The following is a 22,395-nucleotide window of genomic DNA, read 5'->3' as shown; positions in this document are numbered from 1 at the left end:
AACGCCTGCCTGAGAAAATACTTGTAGCGTGGGGCTGGTCGCGACGCCACTGTTTTGCGGATACTCGCTTACTCGGCAGTCCTGAACGAGTAGATAGCCACCGAAATATCTTGCCAGTCGGTCAGGGTCGAGTAGTGATGCGAATCTTCAAAGCCGATGAGAATCGCATCGGACGTTTCTTCGAGGATGTTGTGCGGAGTGGTGCGCCACTTGCCTTCCGAGTCCTCTTCCAGCACGCTGCCCTGGAGTTCGTACTCTTTCACCAAGTCGGATTCGTTGCGGATCACATACACGCCGCGATCTGCGGGAATACGACCGTTCGCACATCGCACGCAATCGTTACCCTCGTTCCGCCACAGAACCTGGCCCGTTTGCACGTCCACAATTTGAACGGCGTTCCGCAACCAAGCGTAACTCGAAGCCATGATATAGGCTTCTTGACCAGGTTTAACATGCAGACGATAGCCGACGTGCATGTTAGCCGCGGGCATCTTGACCTTTGGCGGTGCGGGCAGGTATTCGGCAGGGTTGGTAACAACCCGCTTACCGCCCAAACGCGAGAACCGCACGATGGCCCGGATGTCGTTGTAGTCGCCGTCTACGGTGAGCGACATCGATTCCGCAGGCTCGTTCGAGTTGTAATAGGAGTGGTCGTCCCAGCCGACAATCAGCAGTTCGTTCGACTCGATATAGACCTCGAAGTCGCTGGTAAGCCATGGCTGCCCCTCGGTCGACGAACCCGCGTGATAGGCACCGACAAACAAGTAGTACTTGGAGCGGTCGGAAGTGTTCGACTGCGAGAATCGGCCAATCCATCCTGTCCCCACTGTGGCGTTCTCACCGCGGCTAATCACGTTACCGAACGAGCAGTGCGCCCCGACAGCTCGACCCTTCGAATCGAGTTCGACGACGTTTAGTTTGTTCTCGCTCGAAGCGTCGGAAACGATGAACACTTCCATCGATTGACCTGGCGGAAGCTCCACCACTCGGCCTCGCTCGCGATTCCCGGCAGCGAACTCCATCCAAGCCGTGCCACTCGCAAGCTGCGGAATGCCCTGCCGCAAGTCGGCGAGCGTCGGCAGCATGAGCCGCGAGGGGACGGAAGTCTGTGAGAGCTGCCCCACGAGCGTCGTGGTATGCACGTCGTCCGACCAGAACAACGCGTTGTGGATATCCTGGTGGAAGATATAGCCTTCGGAATCGTCGGTGCCGATCGCGCTGACAGAATCGGAAGAGCTTGCCTCGGGCGTACGAAACAAGATGACGCCCAGTAGCCCGACGGCCAGGGCCGCCAACAACGTCTGCATCCACCCTCTACGCCAGGGGTTGGACTCGCCCGTCTTCAAGTCGGAATTAATTCGCTGCAATAGAACCGAACAGCCCCCTTCGGCCGAACCGGTAAGATTGACTTCCGCTTGCGGAACGAGCAGGGATGGGAAGTGGCCGTAGGAGTGCGAAAGTTCGCGCGCTAACAATAAGTGGAGCGTGTAGTAGTGGGTGTAGTGCTCCTGAAGGTCGGGCCGGTCGACCAGGAGCGCATTGAGCCCCTCGGCCACTTCCTGAGTGGCACCTTCGTCCACCAGTCGGCACACCAGTCGCTCAAGTTGGATTTGTTCGTCGAACTGCACCTTGATTACCCCCAAACTCCTAGGGAACGAGATTTATCCCGCCGTTGGTCCGTCGTATTTCAGCTCTTTCTCGATACACTTCAGCAGCGCCCGCCGCAAACGCATCAGACCGACCTTGATGGCCGAGGGCGTTTTTCCGGTCCGCCGGGCGAGGACCGCGATCGAGGCGTCTTCTTCGTAGCGTTGCCGGAGCAAGTCGAGTTGAGGCCGACTTAAATGCGACAAGCAGTGCCTGAGGGCAATGCGGGGTTCCGTATCTTCGTCATCGAGTCGCGAGGCGTTCTGGTTCGCGAGCTGCGAGATCAATTCGTCGCTGAAGAACACATGACGATCGCGGCGTTGGTCGCGGACGTAGGCCTGCACCTGCCAGAAGGCAATCTTCCGAGCCCACGCCGAAAAGCTGGTGCCCGGGGTGAATTCCGACGCCTTTCGCCAAGCGACCATATTGGTTTCTTGGAGCACGTTTCGAGCGGCGTGCGCATCGCCGAGCAACATGCTGATGTAGTTCTGCAAACTCACTTGTTCGTCCGTTAGCCAACGAACGAACTGCTCCTCGTTCAAATCACTGTCCGCATCCGGCGGACGATTTTCGTTTGAGCACTCGCTGGAGTCCATGGGTCAACTCCCTGCCAAAGATAAGAGAAGGTCGATCGGCCAGCTCAGTCCGCCGCTCACACGTAGCATACGAGACGAGAGCCTGCGCGCTCGATCCCCCCGCTACTACATACCAGTTGCGGAGCTCGCGGTTACAAGCATTTGATCAGTTTCGAAATGTTTCACCGCGGTCGCGACTTGTGACCAGGAAACTTTAGGAATTCTTCAAATAGTGTAACCGGCTTCCCAAAAGTTGGTATTTGGTGGTTGGAGGACTTTTCGACAAGCGACACGGCCCGCTCTTTTGCCTGGGCGCACCGTCGTCGTCATGCGGTTATGAGCAAGCCACGCGGTTGAGTGCGGGGAGCACGAGGCTGCGGGGAAGTGCATCGAAGCAATTCGTTGTTCGCGCTATCGGTACGCGCTGACCTCGATGTGCGGGCTCGCGCCGTTTGTCGCCCTGTCCTGGAAACTTTTCTCTACCGCTGTTCTTAGGAGCAAAGCCGCGATGGCATTGCAAATCATGTCACGGAGCGAAGCACATCCGTCAGTGAATCGAATTCGGATTAGTGGAGCAACATTGAAGAAGAGTTCGAAGCGGAAAGAACGCGGCGGCTTTACGCTTGTTGAGTTGCTCGTCGTCATTGCCATCATCGGCATCCTCGTGGCCCTGCTGCTTCCCGCAGTCCAGGCAGCCCGCGAATCGGCTCGGCGCAGCCAGTGCACCAATCATCTGAAGCAACTCGCCCTCGGGGCGATCAATCTCGAATCGACCAGCGGTCGGCTCCCAGCTTCTGGCTGGCGGGGAAACTGGACCGGCGACCCCGATCGGGGCTCTGGTGCAGACCAGCCAGGGAGTTGGTTGTTCTGCATCCTGCCGTACATGGAGCAGAATCAGATTCATGACATGGGGAAGGGGCTATCCAACACGGCTCGATTTGATGCAATTCGGGCTCGCGATCAAAGCGTTCTTCCTACTGCGAACTGTCCCTCGCGCCGAAATGGTGGTCCTTATGCGCAATCGGCAACCTGCCTGACTGGCAATGGTACGGGTGCGGCCGGGTCATTTAATCAAACGCAATTCGCCCGCAGCGACTACGCGGCGAACGTTGGTGACGAGACCGGCTTTGACGGCCGCTGTATCGCTATCAGTCCGCAGGCTTACAACGTGCAGGTCAACGGCTTTCCTCCGCGGTTCACGTCGTTCTCGGGGGTGACCTTCTGCGGTACGGCTGTAAAGTTCCGCCAGATCACCGATGGTTTGTCGAATACGATCGTGTTTGGCGAACGTTGGATTCCTCAAGAAGTGCTGGAGGGACAGGGGTGGGCTGCCGACGACTGGGGCCAGTACTCTGGTTTTCAGGATGACACGGTGAGGTCGACGTACTTCGTCGGCACGTCTGCGGGAGGTGTCCAGCGGAAGGCGACTCACCTACCCCGATCGACGACCGATCCTCTGGCCACGGTCGTGGCAGACGTCGGCGAGACGATCTCTCGCGAGCTCTTTGGTAGCTCTCATCCAGGTGTTTGCCTGTTTGCCTACTGCGATGGTTCGGTGCAGGGTGTCAACTTCGATGTCGACCCCGAAGCTTATCGCCGAATGGGCTCTCGCAATGACGAGGGCGTCACCAAGATTACGCGTTGATGTTCACCTTGAGTGGTTTGTAATCCGGTGCGTCTTGTCGCCGGTTCACTGATAGTCTGTGCCCAACTTTTACGGGCTCATGGAAAGATCCCCCGTAACTGGGGCTGAACAGGTAATTCTACCGGGAGCGTTACTCATGAAGCGACTTGCGTTCTGCTTATCGGTCTTGGGGTGTGCGGCGTTTGCCCCCCTGGCCCACTCTTTCAACGTGCTGACACCCAGCGACTTCATCATTGCCATCGATGCGGACTTCGTGGTCCCGGCAAGCAGCACCCCAGCGAGCGGCAATGAAGACGTAGAGAATGCGATCGATGGAATCGGCACCAACAAGTACCTGAACTTCGGTCGCGAGAATAGCGGTTTCATCGTCACCCCAGGCACCAGCACCATTCAAAGCCTGCGTCTGACTACGGCCAACGACGCGGAAGCCCGCGATCCGGCTACTTACATTCTCCAGGGCACCAACGTCGCGATCGCCACTCCTGACCACGGGACCGGTGACGAGATCGACTACATGTGGGAGACCATCGGCAGCGGGTCGTTGGGGCTTCCAGTGGCACGCAATACCATCGGAACAGCCGTCAATTTTCCGAACACCACCGCGTATTCTTCTTATCGCCTGTACTTCCCGACGCTGAAGAATCAGCTTGCAACGAACAGCATGCAGATTGCCGAGGCAGAGTTCTTCACCGGACTAAATGCAACTGGAACTGACGTGCTCGTTCCAGGGCTGCCCATCATTCCCATCTTGACCGATCTGACCCCTCGTCCGTCGAGCAATTCGCCGGTGAACGAACTTCCTGGCAAGGCCCTCGACCGTATCCTCAGCACCAAGTACTTGAACTTCGGCGAGAACAACTCGGGTTTCATTGTCACGCCGTCTGCCGGGTCCTCGATTGTCAACAGCTTTAACATCACGACTGGTAATGACGCCCCCGAGCGTGATCCCACCAGCTACGAGATTTGGGGCACCAACGAAGCTATCACCACCCCGAACAACGGCATTGGCAACGAGCAAAACTACACGTTGATTGCCTCGGGTCCCATTACTTTGCCTTTGGACCGTGGTGTTAACGGTGGCGACATCACGTTCACCAATAACACGAGCTACACCTCCTACAAGGTGGTCTTCCCCACCGTTCGCGATGCGACGGCGGCCAACTCGATGCAGATTGCCGAGTTCTTCCTGAATGCTCCGGACGTTTCCGCTCTGGTGATCAATCGTAGCGGTCCGAATGCTGGCGAAGGCTTCATCCGTGCCGACTCGGCGTTCTCGATTGGCGAGTACTACATTAGTTCCGCTTCGGGCTTGCTGAATCCAGCAGGTTGGACTTCGATCACCTCGACGGGTGCCGACGCCGCGGACAACTGGACAGTTACCAGCAGCACGTCGACCCTTCTTCGCGAAGAAGACGGTGCGGGTGGTGCGAACAACGGCCTCGCGCTCACCGCCGGCGGTCAGTTCAATTTGGGTGAGGCATTCCGCGTGGTGCCAACGTTCTTTGCGGACGGCACCACCGCCACCAACTGGGAAGATGCCGTGTTCGTGATGTACGACCAAAACGGCAATCTGATTGGTGGTAAGACCGAGTTCGTTGGCGACCCCGTTGCATGGGGCGACTTCAACGGCGATGGAACCGTGGATATCGGCGACTGGCCGCTCTATCGGGCCAACTTGGGTGCAAGCTTCGCCGGTGTTACCGTCATCGACGCCTACCTCCAGGGTGACCTTGATGGCGACTTCGACAACGACCTTGACGACTTCCAACTGTTCGTCAACTTGGCGGGCGGCATGGGAGCTTTGTTTGGTAACCCCGTTCCCGAGCCATCGTCGATTGCCATGGTTGCCTTGGCCGGTGTAGTGCTGCTAGGTCGTAAGCGGCTTCGCGGCTGGATGACCGCTGCCGCGGCTCTCTTTCTTGCCGCCATTCCGATGTCGGCCGAGGCTCAGTTGAACCCACCCACGAACCTTTCGTTCACCGTAGTTGGTGGCACGCCGGTCACCTCGATTCCGGAAGGGCAGCTCAACGAGAACGAGAACGCCACCCCTGCTGCCTTGTTCGACGACTTGCCTTTGAATGACCCGGGCAACATCAACTCCGATCTTTTTCGGCTGAACTACACCACGCTCATGCCGGCTCTTGGTCAGTATGCAATCGGAGGCGAGCAGCCCGGCGTTCAAGACACCGCCGTGGTGTTCATGGATTACGGATCCTCGGTCACCGCCGATTGGTTTGCCTACTCGCAGCGAACTGGTGGAAACGCGGTTGCCGATAAGGTGGGCAAGTTCGAGTTCTGGTTCAGCAATACCGATTTCGGTGGCGTGGTTCCAGCATCTGCTCCTAACGCAACGTTCGAATTGCTGCCAGGCGATAAGCGTATCGACGATAGCATCATTCGCCCCTACACCCTCGGAGGCCAGCACTCTGGTCGGTACGTTGCCATGCGTATGACCGAGACGGCAGAGTCCGGGGCCTTGCTGAGCACCAGTCGCATCGGCGGTCACGAGTTCCGCTTGCTCGATGGTCCGAGTGACATCGTGATCGATGTGAATCGCGCGAACGGCGTGATCACCATGAGAAATAACTTGCCCGGTTCGCAAGACATCCTGATGAAGGGTTACAGCATCGAAAGCCCAAGTGGCTCGCTCGACCCGGTATCGTTTGACGGAGTTCGTGGCAACGGTACGTTTGCCTTGGGCAATGGTTCGGGCAACGGTTGGGAAATCGGTGGTGGATCGAGCACGACGCAGCTAGTCGAAACCTTCTTCTCGGGCGAAACCACTTTCGCCAGCGGAGCTTCGGCAATTAGCTTGGGCAGTGCTTACAAGGAACTCGGCGGCACCGAAGACCTCGTGTTCAAGTGGACCAACGCAGCGGGCGAGTTCTACAACGCTCGCGTGGTTTACAGCGGAGTCGCTCCTGGCCTGAACGGCGACTACAACGACGACGGCATTGTCAATCTGGCCGACTACACCGTCTGGCGTGACAACCTGGGTGCTAGCGTCACTCTACCTGGGGATTCGACCCCCGGCACGGTCACCGCCGCGGACTACACGGTGTGGAAGAACAACTTCGGTGCTGGTTCGCCCGGTGCTGCAAGTGGTCTGTCTTCGACTAATGTCCCCGAGCCGAGCACCCTGCTGCTGATCGCGGCCGCTGCTCTGCCACTGATGCTGCGTCGTCGTGCTTCGTAAAGTGCAATCGAGAAGAAGCCTGTTGGTTTTAGTTTGAGAGTGTTCCTGTCAATCCTCTGTTCGAGGCATCCTGGAGTAAGTTCTTATGAAGAGACATCTGCTGACAACTTTTGTGGCCGGGGGAAGCGCCTTGGCGCTGCTTATCGCCGCATCGCCGGCTTCGGCGGTCAACCTGTTTAGTGCAACTGACAACATCCTGGCAATCGACGCTGACCCCACCGTGAGCTCCACTCCGGTGAGCGGCAACGAAGACGCCAGATTCATCGCGGATCAGGTCTTTGTCGCGGGCCCACCATCAACGGGCACGACCAAGTACCTGAACTTCGCACGCGTTGGTAGCGGCTTCATCGTCACTCCCACCGCTGGCTCGACCAACGTGCAGAGTCTGCAGCTGCGGGCGGCCAACGATGCTTCGGAGCGTGATCCGCTCACCTACACCCTTTACGGCACCAACGACCCGATTACCAGCGCCGTCAACAGCACTGGTACCGCTGAGAGCTGGACCGTCATCAGCTCGGGTGCTACCGGCCTCGGAACTGATCCGGGCCGTCACGAACTAGGTTCGATTGAAGACATCGCTAATGGAGCCAGCTACTCCTCGTACAAGATGGTCTTCAATACGATGCGTAACCTAAATGCCGCGAACTCTTTGCAGGTGGCGGACGTGCAGTTCTTCACGGGCACAGGTGGCAGCGGATCGGCGGTATTGAGCGCTGCGGATATGCCTTCGACCATTGGTATCGCCGATGGATCCGGATCGCAAAGCCGCTATCCCGCCCCTGGCGAGGCACCTTCGCGTGCGTTCGACGGAGCCAGCAATACGAAGTATCTCAACTTCGGTAGGGAAAACACGGGTGTTATTCTGAGCCGCGCCGACGGTCAAAAGACCATCGTCCAGTCGATTCAGTTGGTCACCGGTGGCGACGCTCCCCAACGTGATCCGCTGACTTGGATTCTCCAAGGTACCAACGATCCCATTGTCAGCACCGATAACAGCCTTGGCATTCTCGATAACTGGGTAATGGTAGACAGTGGTGATTCCGGACTCGCTACCGACCCAGGTCGTAATCTGGCCGGTTCGATTGTTTCGGTGGACAACAACACTCCGTATGCCGCGTACCGTTTGGTGTTCCCCACCCTGAGAGATGCCGGAGCAACCAACAGCATGCAGGTATCGGAGATTATCCTGGATGGCCAGGTTGTCCCCGAGCCCTCGACGTTCGTCATGGTCGGCATGGCCGTCACCGCCCTTGGCTTGGTGGCCCGCCGTCGTAACACAAGGAGTGCATGATTCGCTTAGCGGCGATCCGGCGGGGCAGTCCGGATCAACTCTAAGAGATCAAAGCTCCTGATGACAAACGCTCGGTGGGTTCGCCCCGCCGAGCGTTTCGTTTTTTCCAGGGCGGAGATGCTGTGGGGGGCATCTCCGCCCCGTGTTTATGTTACTGCTCGTTTGACAGTAAGGCGAGCCGGGAGCGCCCTTTCAAGAGAATCAGCGACCGGAGGTTTTCTGAACAGGAGGGAACGGAGAGAACAGAGAAGATTCTGGAACACTAATCGGCGCTAATCTTCGCTAATAGGAAGAATGCGGAGGATTCGGGGTTAGCCGTTCTGCAAGTTGAATTGCTTCTCCGGCCATATGCGACGACGTGCGGCGGGGACGAAGGGGAGGAGTACAATCGCGACGAAGGCGATGGTGTTGCCTATCCGAGCATAATCCCATTCCGGTTCGCCAAGTTTCTTCAGTTCATTGAGGTCCACTTGCTCGCCACCAGTGGCGGTTAGCAAAGCCGTCGCCAGCTCGCGAGGCAACGGTGCGCGTAGTTTGTAGTGGCTTCGGTCTGCCATGATCGCGCTGCGGTAGTACGTCGGTTTGCGAAACGGTCCCGTGCTCCAAAGGTGCCCGTCAAAGTTCGCGGGATCTACTGGTTCGGTCAGCAAGGCAAGGGCTTCATCGAACGTCAGGTCGCGAGGTTCTTTCCAATCGATGTGCTGGTTCGACGCCTCTAGCAGTAGGATCGTCTGCTCACGCCCATCGGTGATATCGGCAAAGGTCCGCGGCGTTCCATCTCCCCACGCAGTTTCGGGGCCAACGATTGCAAAGCAGTGTGTTTCGACGCCGTACGCGTGCGTGGGACATTGGTACGAGTTGGGGGCAGGCAATGCGCGATTGAATGGCCCGTCCCAACGTTGCGAGAAGTCGTAGCCAATTTGGGTTTCCATAATCGGCGATAGCAAAGCCCGCCAACTATGCAAATGGGCCGAAGGTGGTACCGTGGAGCTGGGTGGTGGTAGTCGACCGTGCGTGTCGTGATAAAGTTCAAGGTGAAAGGCGGTGTAGTAGAGATGGCCGTAACAAGTCGTCGCCCGAGCATAATCGCGTGCATGATGGACCGCGAACGCCAGATAACACATGGTCAGAACCACTGCGACGGTTAGCAGATGACTAAGGCCGCCAGGACGCAACTTCCAATTTATTACACCGAGGACCGCCGCAACCAAAATCCCCCACGCCCCAAACACCGCCAGCGACGCCGCAACTAGCGCGAACAAATACAGCAAAGTCGTGATACGAAAAGACATGAGCCGAGGCCAGTGGGAAACGTCGATCGCCAGAGTCCCCACTCATCCTACCATTAGCGATGTTTAGCGTTGATTAGTGTTTCTCTGTTTCCCGTCCTCTGTTCCCTCCGTGGCCTCCTGTTTGTTCCGTCTCCGGTCGCTAACGCTCCCGGCTCGCCTAAGGGTGTTCGCTGGGCTGGCCACTTTATGTTCCCGCTCTTTCCCAAAACAAACCAAGCCAACCACGCCTGCGCGCGGTTGGCTTGCCTGTTTTCTAGTTGTACTCGCTCCGGTTAGAAGCGGATGTAGATGCCGCTGCCGCCGTAGTAGTTGCCTCGGTAGCCGCTTTGATACAGGCCGCTCGGGCCGTACCAGCCGGGGTTGCCGTAGTAGCGAGCCGAGTAGGCACGCGGGGCGGGGTAGCCACCGTAGAAGCCGCTGCGATACACGGGCACCACCACCGGACCGCCGTAGCCATAGCCACCGTAGCCGCAGTCGCGGCGATGACGATGGGCATCGGCACTACCGGCTGTCATCAGACTCGCCGCACCGATCGCCCCAACAAACAACATCACCAACATCGTTCGCTTGAACATGATTCACACTCCTTCGGTCGCTCGCACGCGAGCGTGTCCTGGAAACGGGGAGAGAAACGAGTGCCATGGGGCGAGGATCGGGCCCGGGCACCTCGAAGATAGTAGGGATGCACACCGAATGCCGGTTAGTGCTGGGTGTTTTGTAACTCGTTATGTGGCAATAGGTTACATGCTTAGCGGGCGTTGCGATTGTGATCAAGGCACACCGAAAGGTGTTGCGGTTTGGATGGCGCGCGTCGTCAGAAACGGACAGTTGCCATAGGTCCGTGTGCTCCTGCATCGGCAAGATCGGGCTCGGAGAGCCCTGCCACAAATGAGTCTTATGATGGCGCGTTTCGGAGTCGTACCGACATAAAAATAGCCCCGACCAAGCTTGGTCGGGGCTACTGAGAAAGCATTATCTACTAGTCGCACTCAACTCTACATGTCGTAGTACATGCAGAACTCGTACGGATGCGGACGCAGGGCGAGGGCTTCGACCTCGTTCTTCATCTTGTAGTTGATCCACGTGCTGATGACGTCCTCGGTGAACACGTCGCCGCGGAGTAGGAACTCGTGATCTTCAGACAACGCCTTGAGAGCATCTTCCAGCGAGCCCGGCGTTTTCGGCACGGTGGCCAGTTCTTCAGGCGACAAGTCGTAGATGTCCTTGTCCAAAGGCTCGCCCGGATCGATCTTGTTCTGCACACCGTCGAGCGCTGCCATCATTAGCGCGCTGAACGCCAGGTACGGGTTCGAGCTGGGGTCGGGGCAGCGGAACTCGATGCGCTTTGCCTTGGGGCTCGGGCTATACATCGGGATGCGGCACGCGGCCGACCGATTCCGCTGCGAGTAAGCCAAGTTCACCGGCGCCTCGTAACCCGGCACCAGGCGCTTGTAGCTGTTGGTCGTGGGATTGGTGAAGGCCAAGAGTGCGGGGGCGTGCTTCAAGATGCCACCGATGGCGTGCATCGCCTGGTCCGAAAGACCCGCGTACCCACTCCCGGCAAACAAGGGCTCCCCGTTCTTCCAGAACGAGATGTGGGTGTGCATGCCCGAGCCGTTGTCGCTGTAGATTGGCTTGGGCATGAACGTCACGGTCTTGCCATGCTTGTAGGCGACGTTCTTGATGATGTACTTGAACATGCACTGCTTGTCGCCCATCGTCACCAGGTCGTCGAATCGCAGGTCGATCTCGCTCTGACCCGCGGTGGCGACTTCGTGATGCTGGGCTTCGACGTCCATGCCGCAGTCGATCATCGTCTGCATCATCTCGGCGCGGATGTCGTTGAGCTGGTCGGCTGGCGGGCACGGGAAGTAGCCTTCCTTGTACCGCAGCTTGTAACCCAGGTTGGGTCCTTCGCCGGCGGCTTTGTAGTCTTTGCCACGATTCCAGGCCGCTTCGACGCTGTCGAGATAGAAGAAACCCGCGTTCGGCGTCTGATCGAAGCGGACATCGTCGAAGATGAAGAACTCGGCCTCGGGGCCGATGTAACAGGTGTCGGCGACGCCAGTGCTCTTTAGGTAGTTCACCGCCTTGCGGGCGATGTTGCGAGGATCGCGGGTGTAGTCTTCGCGAGTGATGGGGTCCTGCACGTTGCAGATCATCACCAGGGTCTTGAGTTGGCAGAACGGATCGATGAACGCGGTGTCGGGTTGCGGCATCAATAGCATGTCCGACTCGTTGATCGCTTGCCAGCCACGAATGCTGGAACCATCGAAGCCCAGGCCATCCTCGAACGTATCCTCGCCCAGCTTGCCGGCGGGAATGCTAAAGTGTTGCCAGATACCAGGAAAATCCATGAAGCGGCAGTCGATGGACTTCACGTCGTTTTCCCGGCACATGGCCAGGACTTCTTGCGGCGTCATAGAAGGATGTCCTTTCAAAAGAAGGTGCAGAAAGGGGAGTGGGCCGAGCCACTAGGCCTGGGAGAAGGCAGCTTGGAACTCCGTTGGTTGGACCCCCACGCTTCGGACTGCGACCGCTCGCAGAGTCACCGATCGTGAGGACCTGTTGGACGCGGCGCGGTACAAGCCATTGCCGAGGGCGGGCGTCCAGCGTGAGAACAGCTTTGCCTAGCCGCCCTCCCACTGCTTAGAAAATAGCCGATCGCGCAGCCGGTGGATACGGGCCAACGAAAACCGCGCTGGCGGAAACTGGCGGAATTTTAAAGAAGCCAAGTTGGCTGGGTGGCTCGCCTTTAGAATTCGAACGAGCCTGCCTCACCGTCATCGGCACCCTCGGCGAATGGATCGTCCGCCGCCGGCTCGGCTTCGGGCTCGCCCGCTGGCTCGGCTCCGCCGTCGAACGGATCTTCGGTCTCTTCACCACCGAATGGGCTGGCGTCGTCCGCGGGTTCGCCGAACGGGTTTCCCTCGGCTGGCTGTGCAGGTTCGGCGGGTTCGGCACCGTCTTCTACGGGAGCAGCGGCATCCCCTTCAGCCGGCGCCGCGGGAGCGGTGTGGATTAGCGGTGCATCCGCGCCAATTTCGTGCAGGCATTGCACGAGACCCGTTTCGTTGACGAGGTAGAGTCGGTCGGTCGTGGGATTGACGATCGCCGTGGTTTCGGGGCTCGTTCGCAGGCTCCCCAGTGGCACGCCACTCTTGGTATCGAGGACCATGATGTCCCCCATTCGAGTGAGCCCATACGCACGCGTCTTCCCGACGCCGAGCAATTGCCACACGCCGGGCGTCTTCCACAGCCCCTTGCCCGTCGCGGCATCGATGGCGTGCAGGGCTGGTTGTTCGCTGGCAATGTAGGCCACGCCATCAATGGCAACCGGCGAGCGGTGCATGCCCGAGCCGCTCGCATAGCGCCAGCGTTGTTGTCCGGTCATCTCGTCGATGCCGTAGACGAACCCGTTGCTAGACGAAGTAAGTAGCAGGCCGTTGTAGGAAACGGGGTGGCTATTCACCAGACCGGAGGTTTCGAATCGATAACGGACGCCGTTGCCCCCAGGGTTGGCGACGTAAAGATAGCCGCGTTCGGTGGGCCACACCACGCTGTCTTGCGTTCGGGTCGCCGATCGGAACGAACGTCCTGCCGAGGCGTAGTACCAAACGCTCTTCTTTGCATCGCCGATGGGGAACGCTTCGATCTTGCCCGAGAACAACGGAACGTAAACGTACTCTTCGCTGATCGCCGGCCCACCCCCTGCCCCACCGCCAAGCGGACGGCTCATGATTTCCATGCCGTTCTCGCGATCGAGCACGTGAATCGTGTTGCCATTCACCAGGGCCACGAACAGAGCGTTCGCCGCGGGGCCGAGACTCGGATGATCGGGATTGCCAATTCGCACCACCCAGCGAGTCGCACCGGTCTCGGCGTCCATCGCGTGCAATACGCCCGCGGTGGTCAGCACGAAGACATCGCCACCGGACAGTACGGCTCGCTCGACGCGATGCTGCGCGGGGTCGAGCTCGGCCTGGGAGAACCAAGCGCGGGTCAAACCGTTGCGCTCGGCCTCGACGTTCGACACCAGGCCCGATTTGGCCAGCGCCATCGTGGGCAGGGTCAGCGCGAGCACGGCGGTCAGCAGGGCGAACGGGCCAATTTGGGGACGTAGATGGGGGCGATTGCGCATGCGAAGCAAAATGGGTTAGAGGTCCCCGTGGCCGCCGCGCCTCGCGAACGAGAACCGCAGCGGTGGAGTGATCGAGATTGTTCCGGAACCAGTATTGTAGTCACCCAGTGCGTGCAATTCACCTTTTCGGCCGGAAAAGTAAGGTTGCCCGCGGATCTGATCGCGGGGCCGTCAGGTCCGCCAGGCCGCCGCGGAGCCTAGCCCAACAGGGCCCTTTTGGCGTACATTGCGGGATTACACGGGACTTGGACCCCCTCGCCCACACTTGCCGGTGGCGGGGAGATTGCCCAGGCGGGGCGATCCTCCGGCCGAGCCCCACCCACGCCGCCCGCCATCCTTCCCTCGGCCCGCATGCGTAACGCCACCCTCCAGCCCGACGATGCGTGCAAAGCACGTCTGCAGGAAGTGGTCGGCTACCTGAATTTCTCCTCCGGAACGCACGACCCCAAGTTCCTGGCGAACCTGAACGAGGTCTACCGCTTCGTCGAGCAGCGGACCGTCCCCGGGGCCGAGACCCTCGCCACGCTGTTCACCCTCATCGACCAGCGTGCCGCCGAGCTCCATGCCACGGGGGGCGCGTTCTCCGAAATTGGCCAAGTGACCCGCGTTGTCCAGTTGGTTCGCGACCACTTCCTTCCCGCCTACCGCGAGTTCCACCGCGACCTGCTCCGCCACCGTCCCGATGAAGAGTTTTGGCGGCCGCTGCTGGTGGGGCGAGTGTTCGAAGTGGTGCTGCCGAGAATTTGGGCGACCGAACCCGACGCGCAGATCGTCGCCGGCGCTCGCGATCAACTCGACGACTATATCGGCTACCGCCCCGTACCGGTGCTCGAGTCGCAGCGCATCGAGCCCTACCGCCACGAGTGGCTCCGCCCCATCCCGCTCTATGTCGAGGGAGCTGGCGTGTCGGCCGGACCCTACGAGCCGGTGATCAGCAAGACGCTCGAGATCCTCCGCGACACCTCGCCCGAGCTGCTGAACGACGCGTGGTTCCAGTTCGAGTACCTCGAAGAGCTGGCGCTCGATCCGCGAGCCTACGACTTCGACCATCCTGTGAACAAGCGGCCCAACTACCACTTTGGCCAGTGGGACCCCAATCGCATCGACAACAAGGGCTACTACCGGCGGTTCGTGTTGCAGCCGCTGGTGCTCAATTCCCTGCTCACCCGCGTGCAGGACGCCAAGGCGCTCGGCGTCGACGAAGAGCAACTGCTGTTCGAAGCCGCCGCCGTGCTTGCCGGCACCATCCTCATGGCCTCGGGCACCAGCGGCAACGGACCCAACTGCCACGGCTCCGACACCACGCTCGGCACGCTGCTGCCCCACATCGCCGAGTACCGCGATCGCTTTTACGAACACCTCGTCGAGCGCGCCACTGGCGTCGAGGGCGAGCGACTCCGCGCCGAAGCCAAACGCACCCGCCAACCGTTCGGCGGCGCGCGGCAGCACCTGAATCAAGAACTCGCTCGCCGACGCGCGTTGCAACTACAGCGAGTTCACCTCGCGCAGGTCTACGCCCGCATGGGCTACGCCGAAGCCGCCATGACCGAGGCTCAGTCGGTCCGCGTGGCGTCCGCACGCATGCTGTGCCAGATCTACTGCCGCCTCACGGCCGGCCATCACGCCATCGACCGCCGCCAGCCGATGGAGGTCGCTACTTACCTCGACGAGATCACCGATCTCCTCGAGCGTGGCATCGAGTGCGGTGCGCTCGCCGACCCGTGGAGCATCCTCGGCTTCGGGGCGAACTACAGTTTGTTCCCTTCGCTCGAAGACACGGTCCGCGACTTCCGCGTCGACGACCTGATTCAAATCGTCGAACAGACGCTCGACCTCTGTTCCCGCGCGTGCGCCGAAGCCGCCGCGATCGACGAGGCCGAACTCGAGCAAACCTTCAGCGCCCGGCTCGAGAAGCTCGCCGACTGGTGGGACTCGTTTGGCTCGGCCGACATCAGCGGCGTCAAACCGCTGAACGCCAAGGAAATCCAAATCAGCACCAACTTGGTCGCCGGTGCCCTGAGCGCCTGGCACAAAGCGGGTGCTGCGGCGGGCGACGTCGGTTTCTGGCGACTGTTCGTCGAAGAGTTTTCCACGCCCAAGGCGTTTCAGCTGGTTATCGAAGCCCTGCTCGACCGCGAAGACCTCGTGGCTAGCATGGCCTTGATGATGCAGTGGCTCACGCAGGTCGACTACACCGCGCTCGAAGAGGGAGACGCCGCGTTCCATCCGCTCGCCCTCCGCTGGATGCGCATGGTCGAGTCGCGCGTGCAGGAAGCCGGCACCGAGGGAGACGATCAGTGGGCACTCATCGCGAGGTTCTTCGGACAGCTCGAAGCTAGCTCCGAAGAGTTCTGGCACGTCCCCGAGTTCGACCTCAGCCGCCACGCCTACGACTACGATGGCCCCGACGACTCCGTGTTCGACGACGACTACGAAGACGACGACGAAGAAGCCTACGACGAAGATGAAGAGTACGACGACTTCGACTTCGAAGACGAACTCGACCCTCTGTTCGGCTCGGCCGACGAGGAGATGCCCTACCGCGACAGCGCCGACGATGGTTTCGACTCGGCCATTTTCGATCCCGGGGCCGACGACACCGACTACGAACTCGAAGAAGAAGCCGAGCGGCTTCGCGAGCGCCTCGCGTTCCTGACCACCGTCGCGCGACTGTGGAAGCACGCCGCCATCGGCTGGGACGCCACCGCGTCGCCCGAGCGCCGCGACCAGTACGACGCCTGGCAGCACGACGCCGCCGTGAAGTACGGCCAGCTCGTCAAGCTCCTCGAGTCGGTCCACCAGCATCGCATGACCGCCCCGTCCGGCACGCACGAGTCGATGGTCGAGTACGACCGCCGGCGGATGATCATCGAGACCCTTATCGAGCAAATCATCACCACCTGCGTCGAAGTCTCCGACGCCGGTCGACTGCTCCGCGCAGCCGCGGGCGTCGCGCAAGTGACCGAGGGCGTCCCCGCGTCGGCCATCGCGCGAACCATCGAGATCCTCCGCTCGGTGCTCAACGGCGACGCCGATGGCGTCCGCCAACACTGGGACGACTTCGCCCGCTCGCTGGTGGATCAAGAACTGCTGTACGTTCCGCTCAGCAAAGGGGGCAGCCCCAGCCGCATCGTCAAGGCACGCGCGCTACACGGCTTGATTCACGATCTACTCGGCTGGCTTCCGCGGCTAGGTTTGGTGCGCGAGACGTGCGAGCTGCTCGACGTCGCGCAGCGGATGGAAATCGAACACCCCGTCGGCCAGGGCGCGATCACCGAGTACGACACGCTGTTCGAGCAAGGCTACCAGGCGCTCGTCGAGTGCGTTGTCGCGTCGGCCAGCACTTGGGAAGCCGCCAAAGGTGGTCCGCCCCGCCCCACCGATCAGATGCTGGTCGAGGCGCTGCAAGATCTTACCGAGTCGCAGCTCGGCCGCTGGCTCCGCCATAGCCGCACCGTGCGACTGAGCGTCGTCGAGAAACTCGCCGACCCCAACGATTGGAAACGCTTCGTCGAATTCGTCGAACGCTACGGCCGCGACCTATTCACGCAGCGGTTCCTCAGCCTCGGCAACCTTCGTTCGATCCTTCATCAAGGTGTCGGCGTGTGGCTGTCGAACCTCGAGATGGAGCCCGGCGACGACCGCCTGCTGGTGGTCAACGAACTCGGCGGCCGCATCCCGCGGGGCGAAGCGACCGAGCTCCTCACCATCGCCATCGACGCGGTGGTCGAGAACTTTCGCGAGTACCGTGACTACAACGCGACCACCACGCAAAGCGATCACGGCGAACTGTTCTACACGTTCATCGACTTCCTGCGTCTGCGTGCCAACTACGACCGCAGCGCCTGGCACATGAAGCCGGTGTTCCTTGCCCACGAGATCCTCATTCGCCAAGGCCGCGACGCCGCGGCCGACATGTGGCGTCGGGCGATCGCCGCCCGCACCAGCGAGCGAGCCGACCAATACATCAAAGCGTTCGCCGAAATGTCCGAGCGCTACGGCATGCGACTCCCAGCCATCGCCGAACGCCTCGGCGAGCGTTTCATCCGCTCGCTGACCGTTGATCGCCTGCGAGCGCTGGTCTCACCGGCCATCGAAGCCGCCGACGCCGAGCGCCGCGACGGATCGTTCGAAGCCTTGGAAGCGGAGATCTCGCAGCTCCTCGCCGAACCCTGCGGCTCGGGCCTCGACGTCCCCGACTGGGTCGCCGCCCTCGAAGACGAAGTCACCATCATCCGCCGCACCCGCAGGCACAATCCACCGGAAGACAGCCTGCTCGCTCGAATCGAGCAAGTGACTCTCCCCTGGGAAGATCTGCAAAAGCAGCTGGGCGAAGAGTAACGACGCATTCGCCACTCGCCTCGAATCTCTATCCCCACTCTTCCACGACGGGAAGTCGCGGGTTCCCAGGTAATATCCGCCAAGGTCTGCGCAACAAAGAAGCCCACTCGACTGGCGCGTCGAGCGGGCTTCGTAGCAGACAACAACCGTTACTTGGCGAGAGCTTAGCGATTGCGCCGGGGAACCCGTGCGACTAGCGCCGACCCGAGTAGCACTAAGACCAACGTAGTTGGCTCGGGAACATGGATGGGTGCGCCCGCGAGTGCTTCGGGGCTCCCCGCTCCGAAGTTGGCTTTCCAGGTATCGTAGTCCCCCGTGTCGACAATCGTCGAGCCATCGCCGGCCCCGTTCAGGACCGCCTCGTCGGCACCTAAATTATCTCGCCACACGGTGTAGTCGGCCAAGTCGACGATTCCATTGCCATTGAAGTCCCCCGCCTGGACCGGCCCTGCAATGAAGTCGAAGGTAACTGCCGAAATGGCTCCAAAACCATCCGGCGATGCTTTTGCGAAGATCGCAAACTGGTCCCCCGGCTGGGCGTCGACCACGTCAAAGAAGTGCATGTCGACAAAACGGTTGGGGCTGTCAAAGCCGACAAACTCTCCGGAAGAGACCGGAGTGCCGACAATCGCGGGGACCGGATCGAGCGTGACCTTTGCGAGGAAAACCTCGGTCGCGGCCCAGTTCGAGCCGTCGAGTCCGTCGGTCATTACACCCACGCGAAACGTGGATGGCACCCCGGCCCCGACTTCAAATCCCCACCGAGCAGCTCCGAATTCTGCGGTGCGAGGGTTGTTTCCGAGGACATCGTTTCCGTCGACAATCCCAATTTTTACGTAGGGACTTTGGGAGTGTAGGGGCTTACCAATCTCTTCAATCGTGGGTGACTGCGTATCGCCCCAGTTGTAATCCCGGTATCCGTTGACAAGTCTCGGATCGTCGACGAGGGCATAATTCCAGCCGCCAACCTTATTCGCGGTGAGATTTGCAGTATTGGTCACGAAGCTGGGGAGCTCCACGAGGTTTTGATAATTCGTGTCGTCGGCAAACGGGACACTGCTTCCAGCACCGTTGGTGAAATAAGGCCATTCAAAATCCGTGGCGAACATAGCGTATCCCGCACTGCCGTAGACGTTATCACCATCGATATCAAGCGGCTTGCTGTCGCCATTGCTCCGCCATGTGACCACCACGTAAGGCGGCGTACCACCCGGGAAATAATTAGGTCCGGGTGCGAAACCAACATCAAAATCGGACCCCGCACTCGAGAGAGTAACAGCCTTAAGCGGAGTCACAAGAGCAAAGGCCGCGACGACCGCGGCGAGTAAATAACGAACGCGCATGGTGTCCCTAAATCTGTTGCTTGAACAATGGTTCGATCATCAGTTTCCCAGGCGGGAGTAGCACCGATGAAACCAAGGGGTAAAACGCGGTGGGTGGAGCCGAGTCCACCCACCGCGCTAAGTTGTAGCAATCCAACAATTGGGTTCTCCCACTAGCCGTTGCGGCGGCGGAGTGCGAGTCCACCGGCGACAACGCACAACACGGTGAGGCCCCATGTGGCCGGCTCTGGAACGGGGTTCACGTCGAACGAGACACCCGCGATTCCCCCCGTTCCGCCCGACGCTGCCTTGGAGAGGACCACAAACCGGTCCCCGGGCTGCGCTTCGGCGATGTCGAAGAAGTGCATATCGACGAAACGGTTGCGGACCAGGGTGCCCGTCGAAACCGGGGTGACGCTAAGATCGAGAGAAGTGCCGCTGATCTTCGCAAGGTAGACCTCCGTTGCCGTCCACACGACGTCGTTGAGCCCATCGGTCATGACTCCCAAGCGGAAGGATTCCGGCACATCGGCTCCTACTTCAAATGCCCAGCGGGCGGCACCATACGTGGCAGTGACGGGATTGTTTCCAATCATGTCCCACCCATCGAGTGTTCCCATCATCACGTAGGGTTGCTGTGCCAAGGGAGCCGTGGGAGCGACGGAGGTGTGCCAAGCAGGATCGTTGCCACCGTTGACGTAGCGTGGGTCATCGACCAGAGCGTAGGGCCAGCCACCAACCTTGAACTCCGTGAGATTTTGAGAGTTCGAAACGAAGCTCGGTAGGTCTACCAGGTTTGGCCAAGTCGGGCTATTGAACGGTTGCTGGCTTCCACAGCAATCCACATGGGGATAAACAAACTTCGTGCCGAAGAGGATGTAGCCTGCAGTTCCGTAGACATCGTCGCCGTCGATGTCGTGAGTCTTGGCGAGTTCATCGTCGCGCCAGCGGACGACCTGATAAGGGGGGGTCCCCCCCGGGAAAAAGGCCGCTCCGCTGAAGAGGTCGGTGCCGATGTTCATTTGCGAGCCGACGCTGGAGAGCGTGACCGCACTCGCGGTACTGGTGAGCCCGACGCAGATCAGGCTACCGATCAGAAAGAGTCTCGTCTTCATTATGTCTCCTCGAAGTAAGAAAGAAACCGCCAACTTCTGGCAACTGTTCTATCTCGAGTGTTTCGAGATAAAGAACACTCCACCCCCGCGCCGAGCTACGTAGCTTGTCGCGACCGCAATCCTTCTCAACTCGCTTCTTTGTCAGCCTGGTGGACTGGCCGTGCTCCGCACGTCTCGCGCGGAATCGCTCGAAACAAACCGCGTCACCAGTTAATAGACGCTCGCAATATCCACCACATTTCCATCGCGACGATTGGATAAGTAGGTATAGGGAAGCACATCGACATCAAACGAAATCCCATGCACCGACCCATCGCAAAACGACATGAAGAAAACGCCCGAGTGTGCGCTACCAAAACGCCATGTGCGAAGGTCGTTGTCCGTAAGTTTTTCACGGTCGGGAATTGGAAGAAAATCCTGTTTGACGAATCCCACGTCGTCTCGACCAGCGTAACGAACCGTGTCGCGTTCGTCGGAGACGAGCGCGCCCTGGTCGTCACCGGCTCCCCCACCGTCATTGCCAGGATCCACGTAGAGATCGGGATCGACACTCTTCTCGCCGATCAAGAATGTTTGCGTCGTCCCGTCGGTGATTTGGGAGAGTTTAAAAGTGTGGTGAGCGTAGGAGATTCCGTTGACATTCTTGACCGCGCCGTCAGGATGCTGAAAACTTCTTGCAGGATCTTGGTCGGCGTACTGCCATGGATTCGTGGCTGGCCCTGGGGGAGGCCCACTTCCAAAGCCCATCTTCACATTGCCAGCGTTAAAGACGTAGTCGCTCTTGGCGACGAATTCCAAGGCGTCGGAGCCGTAGGGCTTTTTCACAAACGATAAGCTGGAGGTCATGGGGTAGGCTACCGCACTACGCCGGCTTGGGCAGACCCAGGTCGCAACGGGTGTTTCAAGCCGCTGCTTGCTGGCGGTAAGCTTCTGGGCGACCGGCATCCCGCTCCCTAGGTCATGGAGTTGCTGCTGCTCATGGAAAGGTAGGATGCTGTAGAAGCCGCTGCCCGGTTGGCCAATCCCGCCACCACGATCGGGATCGGGAGCCCAGCCCACTCCCCACCCACCCGAGGGGAGTTTTTTATAGCTGCTTTCGAAGTTCAGCACAGCGAGCGCAAGCTGTTTGATATTGTTTTGGCACGAGTTTTTGCGAGCGGATTCGCGCGCTGCCTGCACCGCCGGGAGCAGGAGCGCCACCAGAATGCCGATGATGGCAATCACCACCAGTAGCTCCACTAAGGTGAAGCCGAATTTCGATTCCGCCAACCGCCGCCGGGAATTCAAAAATACTAACACAAGATCCAATCCCAATTCTTTCAGAGCACAAGCTTCGTCGAATGGCAGTACCAACTAGAAACTCGTTGGAACGCCTGCTGTCGAACTCTGGATGGACATCAGCAATGCGTCGTGCGAAGCATGCCCCGCTGAAAACCATGCGATCGCGGGCCTACAAAGGCCGCTTAGACCGAGCCACCCAAGGAACATTCGCTCAATGAACCCCCGCCATTTTTGTACTGGTCCCCCCTCTACGGGAGGTACTCAGTAGGGCTATTGATTCGACGATAAGTAAAACAGCGATAGAGCAATGCAAATGCGATCACTCCATCATCGCAACTGTGAATTCTACCGAGCGCGATTTCGATTGCTAGGCAAATCGCCGAAAGTGGAAAAGGGGTGTAATCAATCAGGAAATCCATGGAACACCCTAATGTGTCGCCATTGGAAATCGAGAGACGCTAGCTAGATACTGGGGCATCCCCCTGCAGCGGTAGGTGAGACGCCTACCTCGCATCGAGCAAGTCACGCTGCCCTGGAATATCTGCAAAA

At 59.7% G+C, this 22,395-nt stretch carries 13 protein-coding genes; 4 read left to right on the top strand and 9 right to left on the bottom strand.

Annotation, left to right across the window (positions count from 1 at the left end; genetic code table 11):
* Nucleotides 1–68 precede the first annotated feature (68 nt).
* Together SH292x_RS23525 and SH292x_RS23520 are read right to left on the bottom strand one after the other, a co-directional pair.
* Nucleotides 69–1,628 carry a hypothetical protein gene (locus SH292x_RS23525; RefSeq protein ID WP_442483470.1) on the bottom strand — a complete coding sequence of 520 codons (1,560 nt, stop codon included), beginning with the start codon at nt 1,626–1,628 and terminating at the stop codon, nt 69–71.
* A gap of 33 nt (nt 1,629–1,661) precedes the next feature.
* Nucleotides 1,662–2,243, bottom strand: a complete 582-nt coding sequence (locus SH292x_RS23520; protein WP_442483469.1) for a sigma-70 family RNA polymerase sigma factor — start codon at nt 2,241–2,243, stop codon at nt 1,662–1,664.
* Nucleotides 2,244–2,802: 559 nt separating this feature from the next.
* Here SH292x_RS23520 and SH292x_RS23515 point away from each other — a divergent pair.
* From SH292x_RS23515 to SH292x_RS23505, 3 genes are all read left to right on the top strand, one after another.
* The gene (locus SH292x_RS23515) at nt 2,803–3,867 is read left to right on the top strand and encodes a DUF1559 family PulG-like putative transporter (RefSeq protein WP_442483468.1); all 1,065 of its coding nucleotides are present in this window, start codon (nt 2,803–2,805) and stop codon (nt 3,865–3,867) included.
* 136 nt (nt 3,868–4,003) lie between these two features.
* Nucleotides 4,004–7,063, top strand: coding sequence for a PEP-CTERM sorting domain-containing protein (locus tag SH292x_RS23510; protein ID WP_442483467.1), 3,060 nt, complete (start codon nt 4,004–4,006; stop codon nt 7,061–7,063).
* An 85-nt stretch (nt 7,064–7,148) separates the two neighbouring features.
* Nucleotides 7,149–8,354 carry a PEP-CTERM sorting domain-containing protein gene (locus SH292x_RS23505; protein WP_442483466.1) on the top strand — a complete coding sequence of 402 codons (1,206 nt, stop codon included), beginning with the start codon at nt 7,149–7,151 and terminating at the stop codon, nt 8,352–8,354.
* A gap of 311 nt (nt 8,355–8,665) precedes the next feature.
* On the opposite strand, the gene SH292x_RS23500 is transcribed toward SH292x_RS23505, so the two are convergent.
* From SH292x_RS23500 to SH292x_RS23485, 4 genes are all read right to left on the bottom strand, one after another.
* Nucleotides 8,666–9,646 carry a DUF1559 family PulG-like putative transporter gene (locus SH292x_RS23500; RefSeq protein ID WP_442483465.1) on the bottom strand — a complete coding sequence of 327 codons (981 nt, stop codon included), beginning with the start codon at nt 9,644–9,646 and terminating at the stop codon, nt 8,666–8,668.
* 272 nt (nt 9,647–9,918) lie between these two features.
* On the bottom strand, nt 9,919–10,221 hold the full coding sequence (locus SH292x_RS23495; protein ID WP_442483464.1) for a hypothetical protein: 303 nt from the start codon (nt 10,219–10,221) through the stop codon (nt 9,919–9,921).
* Between the two features lie 420 nt (nt 10,222–10,641).
* Nucleotides 10,642–12,069 (bottom strand): type I glutamate--ammonia ligase, encoded by a 1,428-nt coding sequence (gene glnA, locus SH292x_RS23490; RefSeq protein WP_442483463.1) that lies wholly within the window; start codon nt 12,067–12,069, stop codon nt 10,642–10,644.
* Between the two features lie 332 nt (nt 12,070–12,401).
* On the bottom strand, nt 12,402–13,787 hold the full coding sequence (locus SH292x_RS23485) for an outer membrane protein assembly factor BamB family protein (RefSeq protein WP_442483462.1): 1,386 nt from the start codon (nt 13,785–13,787) through the stop codon (nt 12,402–12,404).
* Nucleotides 13,788–14,138: 351 nt separating this feature from the next.
* Between SH292x_RS23485 and SH292x_RS23480 the strand changes: the two genes are divergently transcribed.
* A complete protein-coding gene (locus SH292x_RS23480) occupies nt 14,139–18,128 on the top strand; it encodes a hypothetical protein (protein ID WP_442483461.1) in 3,990 nt (1,329 codons plus the stop codon).
* A 164-nt stretch (nt 18,129–18,292) separates the two neighbouring features.
* Here the strand turns inward: SH292x_RS23480 and SH292x_RS23475 are convergent, their stop codons facing one another.
* The 3 genes from SH292x_RS23475 to SH292x_RS23465 all read right to left on the bottom strand — a co-directional run bounded on the left by SH292x_RS23475 (nt 18,293) and on the right by SH292x_RS23465 (nt 21,834).
* Nucleotides 18,293–19,471 (bottom strand): hypothetical protein, encoded by a 1,179-nt coding sequence (locus SH292x_RS23475; RefSeq protein WP_442483460.1) that lies wholly within the window; start codon nt 19,469–19,471, stop codon nt 18,293–18,295.
* A gap of 152 nt (nt 19,472–19,623) precedes the next feature.
* Nucleotides 19,624–20,565: a PEP-CTERM sorting domain-containing protein gene (locus tag SH292x_RS23470; RefSeq protein WP_442483459.1), complete on the bottom strand. Its 942-nt coding sequence runs from the start codon at nt 20,563–20,565 to the stop codon at nt 19,624–19,626.
* A 210-nt stretch (nt 20,566–20,775) separates the two neighbouring features.
* Nucleotides 20,776–21,834: a DUF1559 family PulG-like putative transporter gene (locus SH292x_RS23465; RefSeq protein ID WP_442483458.1), complete on the bottom strand. Its 1,059-nt coding sequence runs from the start codon at nt 21,832–21,834 to the stop codon at nt 20,776–20,778.
* Between the last annotated feature and the right edge of the window lie 561 nt (nt 21,835–22,395).

The organism is Aeoliella fuhlenseeensis, assembly GCF_052161615.1.
Taxonomy (GTDB): Bacteria; Planctomycetota; Planctomycetia; order Pirellulales; family Lacipirellulaceae; genus Aeoliella.
The sequence above is the reverse complement of the archived record's forward strand: the minus strand, read 5'-3'. Positions and strand labels throughout refer to the sequence as shown.